Genomic DNA, 21,662 nt, shown 5'->3' with positions numbered 1-21,662 from the left:
AAATTATTATAAGATGTCACATAGAAAATTATAAAAGTAGTTTTTAAAAGAATTATTAACAAGATTTTTACAATAAATTTACCTAGCCAGATGAGAAATTTACAAAGATCCCTTGCTTAATAGTATATGATTAATATATAAACAATCAATGAAAAGGGGTTTTTGTTTTGAAAAGGCTAAAAAAAGTACTATTTATTGTTTTTATTATGTCTGCGTTGGTTTCTCAGATAACGCTATCTACATTTGCTCAAGCGAAAGAAATTGATGTATTACGTGTTGGCTTATCTAATTTAGTTAAGGACTTAGATCCAAATAAAGGAATTGGTATTGCGAGTATTAAAGTCTTTTACAATATTTATGATACTTTATTATGGACAGATAAAGATGGTGAAATCGTTAATAGAATTGGAGAGTCATGGGAATGGCTAGATGATGAAACCTTGGAAGTCAAAATCCGCGAAGGTGTAACTTTCCATAATGGTGAGGAATTAAATGCAGATGATGTAGTATTTACTTTTGATCGGATTGTTAATGGTTATGGAGATGGAACTATTAGGGTATTATATGAAACACTTGATTCTGTAGAGAAAGTTGATGATCAAACCGTTAGGTTTCATTTGAATCGTCCTGATTCCGCTTTTGAACAACGTTTAGGATCTATTTGGGGAGCGAGTATTGTACCTAAAGACTATGTGGAAGAAGTTGGTGATGAAGCATTTCAGACAGCACCTATAGGTTCAGGTCCTTACAAAATGGTCGAGTATTCTCCGGAGAAATATGTACTAGAAAGATTTGAAGATTTCTGGGGCGAAAAGCCAGTAGCTAAAAAAATTGAATTTATTAGTGTACCTGAAGCTTCTGCTAGAATGACAGGTCTTATCACAGGAGAATTAGATATTATCAATGATATTCCTACAGACCAAGTAGAATCAATGAAATCTCAAGAAGGTATCCAAGTATTGGGTACGCCAATCCAAAACATTCACATTTATGCTTTCAATACCAAAAAGGAAGATAGCATTATGTCTAATCAGAAATTCCGTCAAGCACTAACAATGGCGATTGATCGCCAATCTCTAGTTGATAGTTTATGGTCAGAAAATGCTAAAAATATCAATGGCCATCAATTTGAAAGTTATGGAGATCTATATATTCAAGATTACCCGGGTGTAAAATATGACCCTGAAGCTGCTAAAAAATTGGTGGAAGAATCAGGATATGATGGTAAAGAAGTTATTAAAATAACTATGAAAGATGGATATTATAGCCATGGTAACGAAGCAGGTCAAGCTATTGTAAGTATGTGGAATGCTATTGGAGTGCAAGCCGAAGTGGAATATGCGGATGAATTCTCCTTCTCAGATACAGATATTAGAGCATGGTCATCAGCTTCTCGTTTTGATAGTCCGTTAGGAGCACTATGGTTGCTCTTTGGTCCAGGATCAGGTCCTGCAAATGAAGAAACTGGAAGTTGGGTTCCAACTGAAGAATTTATTAAAGCAGGGAATACTTTAATTGACAGTAAGGATATTGAAGAACAGAAGAAAGCGGCTAAAATTTTAATGGAAGTTTTTGATACATATGTTCCAGGAACTTATCTATATCAAGCTGAAGATATTTATGGAATTCGAGATGGATTAGAATGGGATTTACATTACACGCAAAATCAAATTACACCTTTTAGAGCGGAAGACTTGAAAGTAGCGGAATAGCGACGTAATAGTATGAAAATCAAATATCTGTGTCTGAGTACTCAGACACAGTTATTTGTGTTTAGGAGGAATGTCATGGTTGAAAATTGTATCCTTGATATAAAGCATTTAACGGTGAGCTATCGAAGAGGATCTCAAACTTTAATTGCTGTCGACGATGTTTCTTTTCAGGTTTTTCCCGGAGATATTCTTGGGATTGTAGGTGAATCTGGATCGGGAAAGAGTACGATAGCAAAAACAATTATGCTATTAAACAAGAATAAGTATACGAACTATCAATCTGGAAAAATTTTATTTCATCAAGAGAATATCTTAGATATGAATGATAAAACCATTGAAAAAATTCGGGGTAAACGGATTGCTATGATTTTTCAGAATGCTTCAACTGCTCTCAATCCAGTTTACACGATTGGTCAGCAAATAAGTGAAATGATTCGGATACATCAGAACTGCTCAAAAAAAGATTTAGAAAGACGAGTGATTCACTTGTTAAATGAAGTAAAACTAACTCATCCAGAAAGTCGCCTAAAACAATATCCTCATGAATTATCTGGTGGCATGCAACAAAGGGTGATGATTGCTATGGCCTTAGCTTGTCAACCAGAGGTAGTGATTGCTGATGAACCTACGACGGCTCTTGACGTTACAACTCAAGCAGAAATTCTTAAACTCTTATTGTCTTTGCAGAAGAAATTTGGCTTAACCATATTATTTATATCGCATGATATGGGTGTGATAGCACAAATTTGTAATCGGGTTCTCGTTATGTATAAGGGTAAATTAGTTGAAAAGGGGAAAACGGAAGATCTGTTCTGCAATCCATATCACCCTTATACTAAAGCCTTACTCGCATCTATTCCTAATGTAAATGAGAGAGTAAAGCGGTTGAAGACGTTATCAGACTTTGGCATAGAAGCTAATGAAAGGTAGGGATTCGATGGAAGAAATTATTGTGGAGATGAAAGGAATCACTAAAGAATTTCCCCTTATTGATAAAACTTTTTCACGAGATAAAAGGTATTTTAAGGTTTTAGACAATGTCTCGCTTAAACTTGAGCGAGGTCAAGTACTGGGTATCATTGGAGAATCAGGCAGTGGAAAATCTACCTTAATGCGAATATTAATTGGATTAGAGCAAACAAGTGCTGGAGACGTTTATTTTCATGGTAATAAAATGAGCGATAGGCGGTCAAAGTCTTTTAAAAGAGATGTTCAAATGATATTTCAAGATTCCTATGCATCTCTAAATCCTAAAATGTCTATTAAAAATATTCTTTTTGAACCCTATCAAGTACATTATCACTTAAAGTCTAAAGAAATTCTTAAGTTTACGACGGAATTGTTGGAGAAAGTTGGACTTGAAAGTGCTATACTGAGTAAATTTCCCCATGAATTATCTGGTGGACAAAGACAGCGCGTTAGTATTGCCCGAGCTCTGACAACTAAGCCAAAAGTTATTATTTGTGATGAACCTACATCTTCACTCGATGTATCGACACAGGCTCAAGTTCTAAATTTATTAAAAGATTTACAAGAATATGACGGAATTAGTTTCGTCTTTGTGTCCCATAATATGAGTGTCGTAAAATTTATGTCACAACATATCATGGTAATGAAGCATGGTCGAGTTGTGGAAGAAGGCCCAGTAGAACAAGTGTTTGATGATCCTCACAGCTCGTATACACGTACTTTAATCGCTTCAGTTCCTGTGCCTGATCCAAGAATTAAACAGTTTGAGTTATCGTGACATGGGAGGAAGATAATGAATAAATATTATTTTAATAAAATAATCAAAGCCGTTTTGACAATTTTTTTTGTATATACTCTTGTATTTTTTTTGACTAGAGTAACTGGAGATCCTGTAGAATTTATGTTGGTAGACAGTGCTTCAGAAGCTGCAAAAGAACAACTAAAAGAAAATCTTGGTTTGAATTTACCCTTGTATCAACAATATTGGCAATCTTTCTTCGGTCTGTTCAATGGAAATGCGGGCACAAGTTATTATTACTCACGGGATGTAGCAGAATTGTTCTATGAACGGTTAGGCTCTACATTGAGTTTGGGTTTTCTCACTTTCTTATTTACAACTGTTCTAGGTGTCCTCTTTGGTATTATCGCAGCAATAAAGAATAATACGATGCTAGATAAATTCATAATTATCTGTTCTGTCATTGGAAATACAATTCCTAATTTTATTTTAGGAATCCTACTTATTTTTACTTTTTCACTGTCATTAAGATTATTACCTAGTAATGGATCGGGGGGGTTACAGCATTTGGTAATGCCCTTACTAGCTATGTCAGTTGGTCCAGCATCGATTGTAGCTAGATTGACCAGAGGATCTATGTTGGATGTCATGCAAAGCGATTATATGGAAAGTGCCTTGGCAAAAGGTTTGTCTAAGTCACAAATGATATGGAGACATGGATTGCGCAATGCATTAATTCCAATAATAACCATTTTAGGTTCTCAACTTGGATATATTATTGGTGGGTCTGTGGTTGTTGAGACTGTGTTTGGATGGCCAGGAATAGGAACGCTAATTGTTAATAGTGCTATTCAAAGAGATTTTCCAGTTGTTATTTTTGGAGTGCTCTTAATAGCAATTTCAGTAACCGTAATAAATTTACTGGTCGATTTGTCTTATGGATATTTGGATCCAAGAATAAGAGTAGGTGATTATTCATGAGGAATTTTAAAATAATTAAAACTAAGAATCATTTTAAAGTCAAAGATATATACTACCACCTACTTATTCTGATTTTGCTACTAATAGTAGTAACGGCGTTTTTGGCACCAGTATTGTTCCCAATAAATTTAGCAGACACTAATTTATTAAATCGATTAGCTTTGCCTCATTTTATTAATAGAGAATCTAAACATCTAATAGGAACAGATCAATTAGGTCGAGATGTATTTATTCGTCTTATTTATGCTGTAAAATCAACCATTCAAATTTCTTTTGTAGGTATGTCAATAGCTCTTTGTATTGGGACAATATTAGGATTAATTTCAGGATATTATGGTGGTCTACTCGACACGATTATTACATTTATTAATAATGCTATGTTATCTATTCCAACAACTTTTATTGGGATAATTGCTTCCGTTATTTTAGGAGCAAATGCTTCAACTATTATTTGGGTAATTGCTTTTAGTGGATGGTCAGGTTTTTGTCGATTAGTTCGAGGTTTAGTAATGCAACTAAAAAATGCCCCGTTTATAGAAGCGGGTGAAATGATCGGAATCGGAAAGATCAGATTAGTCTTTCGACACATTCTTCCTAATATTGCCTCGCCTTTGATAGTTTTGGCAACTTCATCATTAAGTAGTTTTATTTTATTAGAAAGTACCTTATCATTTCTTGGGTTAGGTATTCAACCACCAAATACATCTTTAGGAGTGATGATTTCAGAAGGTAGAGATTTCCTAATGACTCATTGGTGGTTAGCAATAATTCCAAGTTTATTCATGATTATTATTATTTTATGTATTTCACTGTTAGGAGACTGGTTGAGAGATAAATTGGATCCTAAAATTAACAGATAAATGGAGGGTAAATAAAGGTGTCTTTAGAAAATTTTTGTTCACACCGAGGATTTAATACGATAGCCCCAGAAAATTCAATACCTGCCTTTGCTGCAGGCATTGCACTTGGAGCTAACGAGATAGAATTTGATTTGTGGCCTACTAAAGATGGACGTTTATTGGTTTGTCATGATTCTACAGTAAACCGAACATCAAATGGTTATGGAAAAATTCAATCACTTTCGAGTGAAGAAATTAATTCTCTTGATGCAGGCAGCTATTTCTCATCGTATTACCGTGGATTATCTTTTCCATATTTCGAAGACGTACTGAATTTATTTGCTAATAAGGTAATAATGAATATTCATATTAAATCAATAAATGATCCGATAGGGTCATTTAAAATTATGAAAAAAAGAGGAAAATTTCTATGGAATTGTTATCACAATAATATATTGGCTAACCTACACGAGCATGAACCACAGGAGAGGATTGATGTCCAAGTTGAAAATCGTATAGTAACGGCCTATGATGAAAGGGTGTTTGCAAAAGTTATTGAATGGATTGACTACTATAATTGTCATGAAACAGTTTATATTACTGGTGAAAAGGATGTTTTAATCACTGCAAAAAAAATGGCACCGAATCTGAAGCGTTGTTGTTTAGAGGGTCATATGAATTTCTCCATAGTTGAGAACGCTATAAAGTATGATTGTCAAAGAGTTCAATTTTGTAAACACTTAACTACTCAAGCAATGATTGATTTAGCCAGGGAACATCACTTAATTACTAACCTCTTTTGGTCTAATGATTATGATGAGGCAAAGCATTTCTTTGATTTAGGTATTGATGTAATATTAACTGATAATTATTGGAATACCTATAGAGGCTAGTGTAATAATTAAGCTTCTTATTATTTAATTATTTTCTGAGTTTTGCTATAAAGTATATGTTTTTTATAATTTTTACTTGACTGGTAATAATACTTACTTAAACGACACAAAAAGTGAGTATTTTATTCTGAAATATGAAAATGTAATCGATTATAATTACTTTTTGTAATCAAAATCACCTTCCCCAAATCTTGAAGTGAATGGTTCGTGAATGTCCAGGTGGAGCTCGTCAGGGCAGAACGGTCACATGAACGAAACAGAACAAAAGATTCGGGGAAGGTGATTTTGCACTTGAAAACAGGAACAGGTGTTCGTATAATATGGGCGAGGTGTTACTTTTATGTACGTAGACAGATCCTACCTACCTTATAAATCCGGTAGAGAATATCAAGATAGAGGAATGAAGAAATGGATGGGTTTCTTTTTAAGCGAGCATACATCCGCTTTAAAAGATTTTCATGAATATAAAACTAATGTAGACGGACAAGATATAAAAGAGATTTATCTAAGAATAAATCAAGCATACAGCCAACAGATTCGAGTTAAATATACTTTTTATGATTCGAATGGAAAAATTAAATCTATAGAGGGTGTCCTAAATCAAATAGAAGATGATAGTATAGGAATTAAAGATGGACCTGAATTTACTTGGGTTCCAATTAACAAATTATTGCGATTGGATTTATCTGAGGAAGAATTTTATGAATAGAATCCTTTTTTCCTGTATAATGATTAAGATAATGAAGATTTAAAATTAACTTAATTAGAATAGGAGAAGACTTTGAAAGATATTTTAGGAGATAACATAACATTATATTATCAGGATGCTATGAAAATCCTACCATTGTTAAGCAATGAAAGTATTAATGTTATTGCAACAGATCCTCCTTACTTTTTATCAAACGGAGGTATAACCTGTAAGAATGGAACGATGTCTTCGGTTGATAAAGGAGAATGGGATAAAACTGATATTTCAATGGAAGAATTTTACAATAGTTATTTAAGAGAGTTTGATAGAATATTAAAACCTGATGGTACTATTTGGCTTTTTGGAACAATGCATAATATATATACACTTGGGTATCTGTTAAAGAAAAATAACTACAAAATTTTAAATAATATTATTTGGCAGAAAACAAATCCGGCTCCAAATTTATCGTGCAGAATGTTTACCCATTCTACTGAAACTATTTTATGGGCTAAAAAAGATAATAATACTAAACATTATTTTAATTATAAATTGATGAAAGAATTGAACAATGGTAAGCAAATGAAAGATGTGTGGAAAACGTCAACTGTTAAAAAATCAGAAAAACAATTTGGGTATCATCCTACTCAAAAGCCACTTGAGATTATGGAAAGAATAATACTTTCAAGTTCCAAAGAACAAGATATTATTCTAGATTGTTTTATGGGATCTGGTACGACGGTCGAATCAGCTATCATTCATAATAGAAAAGCTATTGGTATCGAATCAGATGCAGAATATTACAATATTGCAAAACAACGTATTATTAATAGAATGAATAATACACAGTTAACGTTATACTAAATCATTAAAGAAAAGAGAAAAAAATGAATTACTTAGCATATAAAAATTTAGACCCAAAAAACAAGCTCGAATATTTTATTGATACTTTGAGTTTAACGAATAGGACACCTGAATATTTTGTAAATTGGAATAAAGTTAAAACTAATACAAAAAAATATGAACTTGAACTAAATACTTTAAATTATTTAATAGGTAAAGAAAATATAGTTGAAGAGGCAAAAAAATTATTTCTCCAACAACCACATCTGTTAAAAGCGATTCCTTCTTTAATAGCATCTAGAGATAATAATTTAGATATCTTACTGATTCGTGGAGAAAATATGAGCACACTTAATATAGACTTTAATAATATCGATATAAAAAATATCGATATATATTTAAGGTTTATTGAAGAAAGTGGTCTGTTTACCTTTTTGAAAAATGATGCGAATCGAAGTTTAGTTGATTACGTCTATGGAGTGGAAACAGGATTGGATAGTAATGCAAGAAAAAATCGTTCTGGAACTACTATGGAAGGTATTTTGACTAAAACTCTAGTTGGTATTTCAGAAAGATTAAAGTGGGAACACTATGAACAGGCAACATCTTCATATATGTTAGACAAATGGAATATAAATGTACCCGTTGATAAATCAGCAAGAAGATTTGATGGGGCATTAATGGATCATATTAATAATAAGGCATTTGTTTTTGAAACTAATTATTATGGCGGTGGCGGTTCAAAGCTAAAAGCAGTCTGTGGTGAATTTCAAACATTGAATGAATTAATTAATAATTCCAAAGATAATGTAAGATTTATTTGGATTACCGATGGTCAAGGTTGGAAAACTGCTAAATTTCCTATGGAAGAGGCAATGGGTCAAATAGAAAATATTTTTAATTTAAAGATGGTAAAAGATGGTTTCTTATACGAGTTACTAATTCAGGAGGAAAAATGAAAAGTAATTTAAATGAACCGCTCAAACCTTTTACAAAATGGACGGGTGGGAAAAGACAATTATTACATGTTTTACGAAAGAATATTCCAGAACATTTTAATACATATTATGAACCCTTTATAGGAGGAGGTTCGTTTTTTTTTGATTTAGCGCCTAAGAATGCAGTAATTAACGATTTGAATAGTGATTTAATGTTATGTTATTCGGTAATTAAAGATGAGGTAGTTAAACTAATTGAAGTTCTGAAACAGCATGAGATTAATAATTCGAAAGAATATTACTTGAATATTAGAGAAGCCGACAGAGACGGAAGATATGAACAAATGACAAATGTTGAAAAAGCAGCTCGGTTAATCTATATGTTGAGAGTAGATTTTAATGGTTTGTATAGAGTAAATTCTAAAGGTCAATTTAATGTACCCTACGGGAAATATAAAAATCCTAAAATCTTAAATAAAGAACTGTTATTCAAAATTAACGAGTATTTAAATTCTGCTCATGTAATAATTAAAAATGAAGAATTTTTTAAAGCAGTTGAATCTGTAAAAAAAGATGATTTTGTTTATTTTGATCCTCCATATGTTCCTATCTCAGATAGTAGTTATTTTACTTCTTATACAAAGGACGGATTTGGAGTGGAGGAACAGAAGAAGTTAAGAGATGTATTTGTAGAATTGGATAGTAGAGGCGCATTTGTCATGCTGTCGAATTCGTCTCATCCATTTGTCCATGAATTATATTCAAAATATAAAGATACTACATTAATAGTTGGAGCAAATCGAATGATAAATTCAGTAGCTAGTAGGAGAGGGAAAGTCGAAGAAGTAATAATAAAAAACTACTAAAATATGAACATGTTAAAAGTTTGTGAAAATGTTATAAGCTAGTAATTAGCATGTATTTTTATTTAAGGCGGGGTTAAAATATGGCTAATGAGTTCAAGGCTCATTAGCCATAAATTTTTTATATAACATGCAAGCGATTTTGAAGTTTGTAATAGTTGAAGTATCCTTTATATTTAAATTCAATAATTTTTCTATAGTACTAATGCGGGATCTTAGTGTATTTGTATGAATGAATAAAATATTACTACAGAGTTTGTACGATAAGTTACAGGTATAAAAGGATTGAAGAGTTTCAAATAGATTTGAACTATGCTTTTTGTCATAAGATGTCAGAGGTAAAATGTAGGCATTAATCATTTTCATAATAAAATATTCGTTAACATGCTTAGTTTCATTGATAAATAATTCTAAATTTCCAAGCTCGCTATAACTCATTATTTTATCCTCACCAATAGTTTGTTTTAAAAAAGATATAACAGAAATAGCTTCATCATAAGATTTTTGTGTCTCAAAATAAAAATGACAATTAGATATAGCTAAATAGAAACTGGTATTAAAGTATTTTTCTAGAGGGTTTAAGATGTCTTCTTGTAAATCGGTTTTTTTAAATATAAAGTTAGGAATTAATATTACCCAATTGTTTTGATACGAAAAAAAGAGATTTTTATCAAAAAACCAATTATTGTTATTCAAGAAAGAATATAATTGATGGACATTTTGAATAATTGTATTTTTATCGTCGATTGGCTCAACCATAACCAAAAAATATTTATCATGTATGTTTGTGTTTAATGCGAGACTGAGGTTTATTTTTTCAGCCTCACTATGTTCATTTAATGCCAATATTGACGAAAAAATATTATTTCTAAAATGTAAATTTGAAATATTAATCTCAGTATGTAATTTCATTTGTAAAAGAATTAGTTCTTTTAAAATATCGATTTTAGAAAGTATATCAGATGGAATAATCTTTGATGAAGTATTTGTCTTGATACCTATATAAAATTTTGATTCTTCAATAATACTTGTAGGAATAATATAAAGTTGTTTATTATTAATACTTAATATATATCCGGACAAAGGTTCGTTATTTAATTTATAACCTAATAATTCTATTTTTGATAATTCATTTATTGAAATTGAAATGAATTTATTCCAATTAGTGTCGTAGGAATAGTCTATAATATTAAAAAAATTATCAAGAATAATCATTGAATAGCCAGTAGCATTATAAAATTCATGACATATTTTACTGATTGTAAGGTTATTATTAAACCAAGAAATAATTTGATCATAAAATTTATCAGTTTCAATCAATTTTTGAGTTTGTTTGTATATTATAACTTCTTGAATAGAAACAATTACATCGCTCCAAGAATATTTATCATCAACAAATATAATTGGTATATCAAAATTAATTAACATATCTTTATATTTTGGAAGTAGAAAAATTTCAAATTTTTTCTTAGAAATTATGCAAGCTGTATTTTTATTTTTTAGTTTTATGATAAATTCTTTATTCATTAGCTTCTCGAAGAACACACCAATAATTAGTGCTTCTCCTTCATGTAACCAATCTTCTATATTTTCAATATCAACAATATTTGTACTATAAATAAAATTATTTATGCCTTTCGAACTGCTAATAATCTTTGAGGTCTTACAAATATTAGTTTTAATGAAATCCTCCACTGCTATTTTTGAATAATTAAATGATTTATTGTTGGATTCCACAATGAAAACGCCTCCTTTTTGTATTATCATACAATACTTAAATTTTATATACAATGTTATCATTTGATTATAAACAAAAAGGAGGTTTAGTATGAGAAATAATTTTAAAGGTAAAGATTTTCTGGCTTTAAAAGATTTAAGCAGAGAAGAGATACTATATTTGGTGGAGTCATCACTAGGATTTAAGAAAAAATGGACAAATAATGAACCGCATGAGTATTTAAAAGGACAAGTTTGGGCTGGTTTATTTGAAAAAAATAGTACCCGAACAAGAAATGCATTAGAAAGAGCTGCGGCAGATTTAGGAATTAAATTAGTTTATTTACGGCCTGATGAAATGCAAATGACTCGTGGAGAGCCTTTAAAGGATACTTGTAGAATTTTAGATAGATATTTTGATGGGTTATTTATTCGTACATTTGGACATACAATTGTAGAAGAATGTGCGAAATGGATGAATAATCCAGTTATTAATGGACTTACTAATGAAGCTCATCCGACTCAAGGAATTGCTGATTTAATGACAATATATGAAAATTTTGGTCAATTTAGAGGAATTAAAATTTGTCATTCAGGAAATATTTATAATGTTGCCTATACCACAATGATTATGAGTGCTACGTTAGGTATGGATTGTTTTTTAGCTTGCCCTCCATCGTTGAAACCAAACAAAGATATCATGGAAATTATTATGAATAAAGCGAAAAAAACCGGATCAAAAATTGTTGTTACTGATGACTATTCTAAAGCTCTGGAAAATGCTGATGTTGTCTATGGAAATGCTCAATATAGTATGGGCCAAACAGACGAAGAAATTATGAAATTAAAAGAAGCTTTTGCTCCATATCAAATTACAATGGATGCTTTGAATAAAGCAAATCCTAATTGTATTTTTATGCATTGTTTACCTGCTCACCGTGGTGAAGAAGTAACGGATGAGGTAATGGAGTCAGAAAAATCTGTTATTTTTGATGAAGGTGAAAACAGAATGCACTCAATAAAAGCAATTATAGCGGCATATGCTAATAAATAGTTATAATAAGTAGGTGAAAATATGGAAAGCAAGGAAGAAAAAACTAAAAAGAAAAAATTTAAATCACCGAATTCATATGTTGTAATTTTTTCTGCTATTGTACTAGTAGCCATATTGACTTGGTTCATTCCGGGAGGGGCTTATAAACTAAATGAAGCAGGCCAAGCTATTTCAGGAACGTATGAGCCAACTCAAGCTAATCAGCAAGGTTTATGGAATATTCTGATGGCACCTATCATTGGTATGGTTGGAAACGAATCCGTTTCGGCAGCTATTACTATTTCATTAAATGTAATGCTATTTGGCAGTTTTTTAGAAATGATGGATGAAACAGAGGCTGTGAAAAAATCTTTGAAGAAAATAGCTTTTAAATTCAAAGACAATATTTATATTTTGATAACGGTTCTTACTTTTATGATGGGAATTTTTGGTACTGTACAAGGAGCTTACGAGGAGGGATTTGTATATGTTTTGATGTTTCTCCCAATAATGTTGAATCTGGGTTTAGATACAATTACAACACTTATGATTGTCATCTTTGGAACTCAAATGGGATGTGCGGCTTCCATTGTTAATCCTTTTTCAACAGGAATTGCTTCAGGAATATTAGGGATTAGTCCAGGCGATGGAATTTTGATTAGAGCAGTAATTTTTATAATTTTACTTTCTCTAACCTCTTTATTAATTTGCATGTATGCTAAGAAGGTAAAGAGCGATCCGAAAAATTCAGTACAGTATTATCGATTAGAAAAGGATAAAGAAGAGTTTACTGGAGAAAATGTGTCAGAAAATAATGAGTTAACAAAGGAACAAAATTGGGTGTTTCGTATATTTATTCTAACTTTCATTATTATGATTATCTCTTTGGTACCTTGGGTATCTTTAAATGAAAACTTTACAATTTTTCAGGATATAGCTAATTGGATTAATACTAACCCAATTTCAAAAATTATTATTGGCAATAATGTTGTTCCTCTGGGAGATTGGTATTTTAATGAAATTAATGTATTGCTTATTGTGATGACGTTAATTTCTGGTACAGTGATGGGATACAGTATCGATAAATCAATTAATATTTTAGTTCGTGGTGCAGGTGCATTAGTTTCTACAGCGTTTATTGTGCCGCTAGCACGGGGGATTCAAGTAATCATGACTGATGGAAATATTACTGCAACAATCTTACATTATGCTGAAACAACTTTAGGATCATTCTCTCCTATAGTATTTATTCTATTAGCATTTTTAGTTTATTTAATTATGGCCAGTTTTATTCCAAGTTCTACTGGTTTAGCTGCTGCTACTATTTCAATAATGGGACCTTTGGGCCTCTTTGCCGGTGTTTCACAAGTAACCATGATTATTCTATATAATTTTGCATTAGGAATTGTTAAAGCTATTATGCCAACATCAATTATTGTTATGACATGCACTCAGGCAGTGCATGTAGATTATGCCACTTGGGTTAAAGTAGCTTTAAAATATATCTTAATATTAGCTGCGGTAAGTGCCATAATATTATTAATTTTAGTAAATATTTAAAGAAAGAAGGATTAGAGATGTCTGAAAAAATTTGGGTTTCTAATGGTACAAATGTATTGAAAAAAGTAATGGTTTGTTCCCCTAGGTACTATGTTTTTAACGCTATTAATGAAATAACTAAAGGCTGGATGGAAAAAGGCGAAAAAGAGAAAAATGATCAAATGGTAGAAGAGTGGGATACTCTAATTCAAGGTTATAAAGAAAATAACGTAGAGGTTATAGAAGTAGAAGCGCATAAAGAGTTAGAAGTGCAAACTTTTGCTCGTGATTTTGGAGCCATGGTAAAAGAAGGAGCTATTATAGGGAAATTCCGTCATCCAGCTCGTCAGAAAGAAACTGAAGTATATGAAGCTAAATTAAAAGAATTGGGAGTTCCAGTTATTGCACGTTGTAATGCAGGGTGTTTTGAAGGTGGAGATTTCTGGATGATTGATGAGCATACTATTGCATTTGGTGTAGTTGATCGAACAGATTATTTAGGGGTAAGTAATCTGCGTGAACAACTAGAAAAATATGGCTACACGGTCGTTGCGGTGCCAGCGCCTCCTGCAAATCTCCATTTAGACATGATTTTTAATATTGTAGCAGAAAAAATTTGTATCGCTGCCACCCGTGAATTACCGTATAACTTCATAAAGATGTTAGAACGTCGTAATTTCAAAATCATAGATGTTCCTAGTGAACTAGTTTTTAAACATGGTTGCAACGTCCAAGCATTAGGGAATGGAAAAGTTTTAGGAATTGAGAATAATAAGAGTGTAAATGAGGCTATGGAAGCAGAAGGTATTGAAGTAGTTAAGTTACCGCTAATGCAAATTTTAAAGGCCGGTGGCGGTCCACATTGTATGACATATCCAATTGAAAGAGAGTAATTTTATGAAAATATTAATTTCAGATTATCCAGATTCAATGATGCCAACTCATGATTATGAGATGGAAATTCTGAAAAATGGTTTCCCAGATTGTGAGATTGTAATTTACGAATATCATGATGAAAAAAGAGAAGAATTTTTAGAAATTATTGAAGATGTTGATGCTATTCTCACTGGATTTATAAAAATTGATGAGGAAGCAATGGATAAAGCAAAAAAACTTAAAATAATTTCTATGAATGCTACTGGTTATGATAATATTGATTTGAAAGCTGCTAATAAAAGAGGTATTGGAGTTTGTCCGGTAGGAGAATATTGTACGATTGATGTGGCTGAATTTACTATTGGAATGATTTTCTCATTAGTTAAGCAAGTAAAAATTTTAACAAAAGACGTTGAACAAAATTTTAAATGGAGATACGATGTTGCAGGAGCAAACCCACGTATAGAGAATCTTACCTTAGGAATTTTTGGTTTAGGGAAAATAGGAAGAACTGTTGCTAAAAAAGCTAGTTTATTAGGAATGAAAGTATTGGCCTATGATCCATATGTGAATAAAGATTTAGTAAATAATAATGAAGTTGAATTAGTAGAAGATATGAATTATTTACTATCACATTCTGATGTTATTTCTAACCATATGAATTATAATAAGACAAATGATAAATTTTTTAATCTAAATATTTTTAAACAAATGAGTAAAATTCCATTTTTTATAAATATGGGAAGAGGAAACAGTGTTGAAGAAGATGATCTTGTTCGTGCTTTGGATGTAGGTTATTTAAAAGGAGCAGCATTAGATGTTCTAAAAGATGAAACCCCTCATCTTGAAAATCATCCTCTGATTGGAAGAGATAACGTAATTGTAACTCCTCACGCTGCTTTCTATACAATTAATTCCATTAAAGATCTCCAAAAAATTTCTACAGAAAATATTGTTTTTTATCTAAAAGGTGATAAAGACAAAGTTTTTAAATTAGTGAGTGATTATTAGAGTAATTAGAAGGGAGACTTCCATTATGGAAACTAACCCACTTTACCACATTGATAAAAAATATATATTTAAATTTCTTGTTTCTTCTATATTTGGATTGGGAGCATTTATGCTCCCTCTCCCAATTTTAGAAAATAAAACATTAGTTTCAGCTGCTTCAGATTGGTTATTGATCAAATTTTCAGATTTATTATTTATTTTTATAGTTATAATTACTTTCTTTTCGACAATTTTGGGGATTGTTGCTTTTTATCGTCGAAAAAAAGGTTTAGATAAAAATGGTTCCATTAATTTTATTATAGATAAATATTTTTATACACAACCAATTTATTTAATTACTAGAATTTTATCCAGTATCTTTTTATTAGTAATAATATTCAATATTAATTTTTCTGTAATTAACTCAGAAAAAACTGGGCTCAATATGATAGAACTATCTAAATCCTTAATCACAATCTCTATGGCTTTGAGTTATATACTGCCATTTTTAACAAATTGCGGAGTTATGGAATTTTTTGGTGTACTTACAAGGAATATGATAACTCCTTTATTTAAAGTGCCTGGAGTTGCGGCTTTAGACTTAGTTACTTCATGGTTTGGTGCTTCAAATGCTGAAGTAATTCTTTGTAGAGAAAAATATCATTTAGGCTATTATTCAAAAAGAGACGCAGCAAATATTATGTGTAACTTTTCTTTAGTGTCTGTGTCATTTGTATATGTTGTTTCGCAGGTAACACGATTAGAAAATGACTTTACACTAATATTTTTAGTTGCTTGTTTAATAAGTGTAATTTTAGCTATAATTATGCCAAGAATATATCCATTAAAAAATATACCTAATGAGTATTATGATAATCAAATCGTTATAGATAACAATCCTCCAAGAGGTGTTAGTACTTTAAAATGGGCACTAATAAAGGGAATCGAACGTTCCAAAGAATTTGGTTTTAAAGAAATTTTCTATGATGGAACTCAAATTATGATTTCAATTTGGATAGGATTGATCCCCGTAGTCGTCGGATGGGGGACATTGGGGCTAATTATAGTGTATAATACCTCTTTTTTTACATATCTATCTTATCCAATTGGAATAATATTCGAATTATTAAATATTCCTTATGCATTTGAGGTTGCTCCAGCAACTTTAGTTGGTTTTATTGATATGTTTATACCACCATTACTTGTTACGGATATAGATTCTGAGTTTACTCGATTTATTATCACAGAGTTATCTCTGGTACAAATGATCTATTTGACGGAGGTTGGAACTATAATTCTTCAAAGTGAAATTGGAATTGATTTCAAAAAACTATTTTTAATATTTATCGAGAGAACGATTTTGGCTTTCCCAATAATTTTATTTTTTGCTCATATTCTGTATTGAAAATAAACCTCACGCTGGCGGGCGGTTTTTTTGTCGGGATTTCGGCATTGGAGTCGAGGTCCAGTGATGATGGGTAATACCGCACAATGCGAAATCCCTTGATATATATGGCTTTAGAAGCGATTGACAATAGCCGATAATTGCTTACCCTAACCTCAAAATCCTGTGCCCTCACGGGCGTGTCGGTTCGACCCCGACCATCGGTATTGGCTTTGTATCAAGCTTTAGAGCACTTCGCTTTTTATGAGTGAGGTGCTCTTTTTTAGGATCTTTGTCAAAGACTGTTGGTGAGTCTATGAAAGGCGATTGAAACACTTCAATCGTTTTTTTTATGTAATTACATTTTATTGATTCATTTTGTGATTGAATGATGACTTTTTCTGCTTCGGGGGGTATGGTGTTACACGTTATCTACTACTTGGACTTATTGATTGAAAAATTATCGCGAAAGATTGTTACAGGTAGATCTGTCGTTGAAGATGTACTTGTTCTGTTAAATAGGCGCTGAAAAAAAGACCAAGCTAAACGTTTGGTCTTATTTAATACTTTTGAGTCTAGGAAAAATATTGTCTTGGGTGATGTTTGTCTTAAATTTTTTGCACTTTATTTTGCACCTTCGATATATGTTAATGCGTCGATTACTTTATTGTTTTGAAGTTGTTCAAATTCATCAAAGATATGTGAATAAGTTTTTAGTGTTTCGATGACGGTTGTATGGCCAAGTCTTTTAGAAATATAGTGGATATTCACTCCTTGGAAGATTAAATATGAGCAATGTGAGTGTCTAAAGGAATGAATGGGTAAGAAGTCGATGACCAGCATGTTACATATTTTCTTCAGGTGTTTACGAAGTCCGTTGTAACTTATGCAAGGTTTACCCTTATCTATAAATAGATGCTCATTATAAGATTTATGTTTGGTATTTTTGTATCTTATTATTTCGTTGTATAAACTTTCAGTAATTGAAATCGTTCGGATTGAAGATTTTGTTTTTCCCGGAGTAAATTCGTTGTTTTTGTAATCGAAATTTTTATTTACGGATAGTTTATTCAACTGAATATCATCCCATGATAGGCCATATATCTCGCCAATTCTTAGACCGGTGAGGGCGGCAATATAAAGGATTAAATTTGCTGGAGTCATATTGTTTTTGAGATAATATATTATTTTATGAAATTCTTTCTCATTCCAATATTTCAATTTGTTATTTCCAGCTATTTCATAGCGTAAAACGGACTTATAGGTGGGATCTCGATTGATAAGTCCTTCGTATAATGCATCTTGCATACAGGCTTTTATTCTTCCATGGGTTTTCTCTACGATATCTTTCCCATTTCCTTTGCCTCTTTGATTAATAAAATCTTGATACATATCTCTGGTAACCTCTGCTATTTTCTTTCTACCAAAATACTTATGAACCAATTTAATATCATATTCATATTTTTCATCGGTAGAGGCAGAATAGAGGCCGATTTTATATTTCCTTGCCCAATTTTCAAAATAATCTGCAAAGGTTATATTTTTATTGGGTTGCTGTTTCACTAAAATTCTATTTTCGAGATTTAATTTTAGTTGGGCTTCGTTGATTTGAGCTTCTTTCTTTGTACTAAAACCTTTTCTAGTGATTTGTTTATATTTTTCATTCTCTTTATATGATACACGACACATCCATTTACCTGTTCTTTTGTCTTTAGCTACTGACATAATATTCGCTCCTGTTCTATCCATAAAATATTATCTATCATAGGACATCGCTAAGAGCGCTATCAAGATTAGCTTATTAGGTCATCAGTTTTATAGGCATGAAAGGTAATGAGTGGGACAAAATTTATTGATTCTATTATGGGCAAAAGTTTTGTCGTGAGTATTGTCCATTTTCTTTCTATCTGAAATAGGTATGTTGTGCCTTCCATTGGCGCATGCGTATGCCAACCCAGAAGCTATAGATTCCGAAAGTAATAATCGTGAGCAACCACCATTTCAACCAGTGGCCGAATAGCTGTGTGGCTGTGCCATCAAAGTATAAGCGTTGCCCATTCACCACCGTATGTTCAATCTCCCATTTTGTCATTATGATGACCGCCCATGGGGTAGCTAGACCCAAAGTAAAGCAAATGATAATAATGACCAATAGGCGATTGCCGATAAAAGAAAGTAAGGATCCGTCAAAATAACTTTGTTTCATTGTCGTCCTCCAGTGTTTAGTAATGTATGTTTATTGTAATCGATGGATGAAGCTCTCGTAAAGCAGATAATTTATTTTATTTAAACAAATCCTTTGTCTACCTATTATATAAAGCTTATAATTACTTTTAATTGGGGGGATTGAATGGATTGCTTTAAATTTCATGATATGACCCTGCATTTTTTGGAGGGGAATTCTTTTTGGTGTGATGCGGGACGCTTATTTGGTCCAGTGCCACAAGTTGTTTGGCGAAATTTGGTCGAGGTCAATGAGCATAATCAAGTGTCACAAACCTGTGACCCGATACTTATTCAGTATCAAGGTCAGAATATCTTAATCGATGCAGGCTATGGGCTGGATAAATTAGATGCCAAGACGATTCGTAATGAGGGAGTTGTTGGTGAGAATCGAACCTTAGCTTCACTCGCTCGACTGGGTCTGAAAGCAGAAGATATTGATTTAATTATTATGACGCACATGCATAACGACCATTGTGGTGGCTTGTCGCGCTGTTCGAGCCACTCTGAATCCGGGTATGAGTTGGTCTATCCCAAGGCTCGAATTCTGGTGAATGAAATCGAATGGGATGAACTGCTACAACCACCCCTACGGACACGAGCAACATACCGTCAGGAGAATTGGCAACCGATTGTTGATCAGGTTGACTTTTGGCGGGGATATTATCGCGTCAACGATGCGATTGAATTGTTTCAAGCTAAGGGCCATAGTATTGGTCATGCGATCATTAAGTTGAGTCAAGGTGATGAAATAGTGCTTCATTTGGCCGATCATTTGATGACTCATTTGCATCTGAATCCTTTGTGGGTGCCGGGTGTCGATGATTATCCGCAAGATACGATTCAATCGAAGGAACTCTGGGTGAATTGTGGCTTGCAGAATGGCGCTTATTTTAGCTTTTATCATGACCCTAGTTACTGCTTGGCCAAATTTGATCCTGAAAGTCGAGAAGTGACCTTTGCTTTAGAACGTAGTAAGCCCGCTTTACAGCCTTTTAGAAAGAAGGACTAGCCTTGCAGCATTTCGATGTAAATATTCGACCGATTGAAGGAAAGGATAATGAAATTGTAGCCCAGCTGATTCGTCAATCGCTAGAACATTATCATTTGGATTTGCCGGGAACTTCTTACACGGATCCACAATTAGACCATCTGTTTGAGCATTATCAGCAGCAAGAGCGGTCTGCCTTTTTCGTGTTAGCAGAGGGTCAGCAAATTTTGGGTTGTGGCGGTTACGGTCAGATTCAAGAGGGCTTTCCCGTTGCCGAGTTACAGAAACTCTATCTCAAACAAGAGGCTTTGCATCAAGGATTAGGTCGCAAGCTCTTCGACCATATTTGTCAGGCAGCCCGTTTAGCGGGATACCAGCAGCTCTACTTAGAATCCTCTTCAAAATTGACCGATGCGTTATGCTTTTATCAGAAAATGGGCTTTACATCCTTGACCCAACCTTTGTCTCAGATGGTTGGCAGTCATTATACGATGGACCAATGGATGATCATGAGACTATAATGGCTGAAGAAACTTCTAAGCTAGCTTAAATTTATCGGTTATTTTTTCTAAAAAGGAGTTAGCTTAGAAAGAACAAAATTATTTTTGCATAGAAAGAACAAAATTATTTTGAACTTGAGATTCCTGACAGGCTTAGCTAAAATTAAGAGATGACGAGGAGGGTTCTGATGCAGAGTAGTGTGACCAATTATATTGATTATCAAAAAATTCCAATACCTGAAGATTTACTGACGATTGAGATTCCATCCTGGGACGCCGTGGCGCAGCCTTTGGTGGATTATGCCGAAGAACAATATGCGAAGATGACGGGTCAGGAATGGTCCGCCTTAACTGATGAGAAAGTGGCGGCTTTAAATTTACCTGGCATCGACAATTTGGCTCAGCTAAAACAATACGGTATGGAGACTTACCAGAAGAATCAAGAAAACTATCAATATTTCGAACAAGTTTTACCTTTTATCTTGAAATTCTACCGACAAACGGCCAATACGGTGATGGACCGCTCAGAAAAAGAGGCCTATGTTAAAGAATATATTGAACAAGTCGAGGCTTATGCTCAAGCAGAAGGTCGAACGTTAAAGGCGTATGCTCGGGATCGACTGAAACTTGAATTTGAGGGGGATGTGCGAGATATCCTTGCGGAACGCGCTTTAGAAGATTTTACCTTTAAATTGATTGCCCAAGATATCTTCAACCAATCTGGTCGGCAATTGAATGAAGAAACTTATGAGAGCTTCATCATGCAGAATGTCTTACATAACCAGGCCGATGAAATTGAGTTAAGGGAACAAATTCCTTATCAAAGATATTTAAAGATGATTCCTGAGATGGAACTCTCGCAAGAAATGTTTCAATATTACGTCAAACAAATGAAAATTAAGATTAATCCCGGTGCAGAAGTTCGCTTGTTTAAAAATCGCTAAT

Annotated in this window: 21 protein-coding genes; 18 read left to right on the top strand and 3 right to left on the bottom strand. The window is 32.7% G+C overall.

Features of this window, described 5'->3' with window-relative positions; translation table 11 throughout:
* Positions 1-167: 167 nt before the first annotated feature.
* The 10 genes from BMX34_RS03010 to BMX34_RS02965 all read left to right on the top strand — a co-directional run bounded on the left by BMX34_RS03010 (position 168) and on the right by BMX34_RS02965 (position 9,468).
* On the top strand, positions 168-1,712 hold the full coding sequence (locus tag BMX34_RS03010; protein WP_092570644.1) for an ABC transporter substrate-binding protein: 1,545 nt from the start codon (positions 168-170) through the stop codon (positions 1,710-1,712).
* A 75-nt stretch (positions 1,713-1,787) separates the two neighbouring features.
* Positions 1,788-2,642, top strand: coding sequence for an ABC transporter ATP-binding protein (locus tag BMX34_RS03005; protein WP_159428828.1), 855 nt, complete (start codon positions 1,788-1,790; stop codon positions 2,640-2,642).
* Between the two features lie 7 nt (positions 2,643-2,649).
* Positions 2,650-3,459, top strand: a complete 810-nt coding sequence (locus BMX34_RS03000) for an ABC transporter ATP-binding protein (protein WP_159428827.1) — start codon at positions 2,650-2,652, stop codon at positions 3,457-3,459.
* Positions 3,460-3,474: 15 nt separating this feature from the next.
* Entirely contained in the window at positions 3,475-4,401 is a 927-nt protein-coding gene (locus BMX34_RS02995) for an ABC transporter permease (RefSeq protein ID WP_092570638.1), read from the top strand.
* Positions 4,398-5,261 (top strand): ABC transporter permease, encoded by an 864-nt coding sequence (locus BMX34_RS02990; protein WP_092570636.1) that lies wholly within the window; start codon positions 4,398-4,400, stop codon positions 5,259-5,261. The genes BMX34_RS02995 and BMX34_RS02990 overlap by 4 nt, the downstream gene beginning before the upstream one ends.
* Before the next feature lie 17 nt (positions 5,262-5,278).
* Positions 5,279-6,133 carry a glycerophosphodiester phosphodiesterase gene (locus BMX34_RS02985; RefSeq protein WP_159428826.1) on the top strand — a complete coding sequence of 285 codons (855 nt, stop codon included), beginning with the start codon at positions 5,279-5,281 and terminating at the stop codon, positions 6,131-6,133.
* Between the two features lie 340 nt (positions 6,134-6,473).
* Complete coding sequence (locus BMX34_RS02980) at positions 6,474-6,842, top strand: hypothetical protein (RefSeq protein WP_092570632.1); 369 nt, start codon at positions 6,474-6,476, stop codon at positions 6,840-6,842.
* 120 nt (positions 6,843-6,962) lie between these two features.
* Positions 6,963-7,685, top strand: a complete 723-nt coding sequence (locus tag BMX34_RS02975) for a DNA-methyltransferase (RefSeq protein ID WP_092570684.1) — start codon at positions 6,963-6,965, stop codon at positions 7,683-7,685.
* A gap of 23 nt (positions 7,686-7,708) precedes the next feature.
* The gene (locus tag BMX34_RS02970) at positions 7,709-8,623 is read left to right on the top strand and encodes a type II restriction endonuclease (protein ID WP_092570630.1); all 915 of its coding nucleotides are present in this window, start codon (positions 7,709-7,711) and stop codon (positions 8,621-8,623) included.
* Positions 8,620-9,468 (top strand): DNA adenine methylase, encoded by an 849-nt coding sequence (locus BMX34_RS02965; RefSeq protein WP_092570628.1) that lies wholly within the window; start codon positions 8,620-8,622, stop codon positions 9,466-9,468. The genes BMX34_RS02970 and BMX34_RS02965 overlap by 4 nt, the downstream gene beginning before the upstream one ends.
* Positions 9,469-9,561: 93 nt before the next feature.
* Here the strand turns inward: BMX34_RS02965 and BMX34_RS02960 are convergent, their stop codons facing one another.
* Positions 9,562-11,202, bottom strand: a complete 1,641-nt coding sequence (locus BMX34_RS02960; RefSeq protein WP_159428825.1) for a helix-turn-helix domain-containing protein — start codon at positions 11,200-11,202, stop codon at positions 9,562-9,564.
* Positions 11,203-11,293: 91 nt separating this feature from the next.
* Between BMX34_RS02960 and argF the strand changes: the two genes are divergently transcribed.
* Genes argF through BMX34_RS02935 form a run of 5 tightly spaced genes read left to right on the top strand, consistent with a single transcriptional unit; the run spans position 11,294 to position 17,024 of the window.
* Positions 11,294-12,235: an ornithine carbamoyltransferase gene (gene argF / locus BMX34_RS02955; RefSeq protein WP_092570624.1), complete on the top strand. Its 942-nt coding sequence runs from the start codon at positions 11,294-11,296 to the stop codon at positions 12,233-12,235.
* A 21-nt stretch (positions 12,236-12,256) separates the two neighbouring features.
* Positions 12,257-13,774: a YfcC family protein gene (locus BMX34_RS02950; RefSeq protein WP_092570622.1), complete on the top strand. Its 1,518-nt coding sequence runs from the start codon at positions 12,257-12,259 to the stop codon at positions 13,772-13,774.
* A gap of 17 nt (positions 13,775-13,791) precedes the next feature.
* The gene (locus tag BMX34_RS02945) at positions 13,792-14,646 is read left to right on the top strand and encodes a dimethylarginine dimethylaminohydrolase family protein (protein ID WP_092570620.1); all 855 of its coding nucleotides are present in this window, start codon (positions 13,792-13,794) and stop codon (positions 14,644-14,646) included.
* Between the two features lie 4 nt (positions 14,647-14,650).
* Positions 14,651-15,640: an NAD(P)-dependent oxidoreductase gene (locus tag BMX34_RS02940; protein ID WP_092570618.1), complete on the top strand. Its 990-nt coding sequence runs from the start codon at positions 14,651-14,653 to the stop codon at positions 15,638-15,640.
* 25 nt (positions 15,641-15,665) lie between these two features.
* Positions 15,666-17,024, top strand: a complete 1,359-nt coding sequence (locus BMX34_RS02935; protein ID WP_092570616.1) for a YjiH family protein — start codon at positions 15,666-15,668, stop codon at positions 17,022-17,024.
* Positions 17,025-17,627: 603 nt separating this feature from the next.
* Here BMX34_RS02935 and BMX34_RS02930 read toward each other — a convergent pair.
* Both BMX34_RS02930 and BMX34_RS02925 read right to left on the bottom strand, forming a co-directional pair.
* Positions 17,628-18,728 carry a site-specific integrase gene (locus BMX34_RS02930; protein WP_159428824.1) on the bottom strand — a complete coding sequence of 367 codons (1,101 nt, stop codon included), beginning with the start codon at positions 18,726-18,728 and terminating at the stop codon, positions 17,628-17,630.
* Between the two features lie 178 nt (positions 18,729-18,906).
* Positions 18,907-19,209: a DUF6693 family protein gene (locus BMX34_RS02925; RefSeq protein ID WP_092570612.1), complete on the bottom strand. Its 303-nt coding sequence runs from the start codon at positions 19,207-19,209 to the stop codon at positions 18,907-18,909.
* A gap of 144 nt (positions 19,210-19,353) precedes the next feature.
* Between BMX34_RS02925 and BMX34_RS02920 the strand changes: the two genes are divergently transcribed.
* From BMX34_RS02920 to BMX34_RS02910, 3 genes are all read left to right on the top strand, one after another.
* Positions 19,354-20,238 (top strand): MBL fold metallo-hydrolase, encoded by an 885-nt coding sequence (locus BMX34_RS02920; RefSeq protein ID WP_092570610.1) that lies wholly within the window; start codon positions 19,354-19,356, stop codon positions 20,236-20,238.
* Between the two features lie 2 nt (positions 20,239-20,240).
* Positions 20,241-20,738, top strand: coding sequence for a GNAT family N-acetyltransferase (locus BMX34_RS02915; protein ID WP_092570608.1), 498 nt, complete (start codon positions 20,241-20,243; stop codon positions 20,736-20,738).
* 167 nt (positions 20,739-20,905) lie between these two features.
* Positions 20,906-21,661, top strand: coding sequence for a hypothetical protein (locus tag BMX34_RS02910; RefSeq protein WP_092570606.1), 756 nt, complete (start codon positions 20,906-20,908; stop codon positions 21,659-21,661).
* The last annotated feature ends 1 nt before the right edge of the window (position 21,662 follow it).

The sequence above is a fragment of the Ignavigranum ruoffiae genome (genome assembly GCF_900110675.1).
Lineage (GTDB): Bacteria > Bacillota > Bacilli > Lactobacillales > Aerococcaceae > Ignavigranum > Ignavigranum ruoffiae.
The sequence above is the reverse complement of the archived record's forward strand: the minus strand, read 5'-3'. Positions and strand labels throughout refer to the sequence as shown.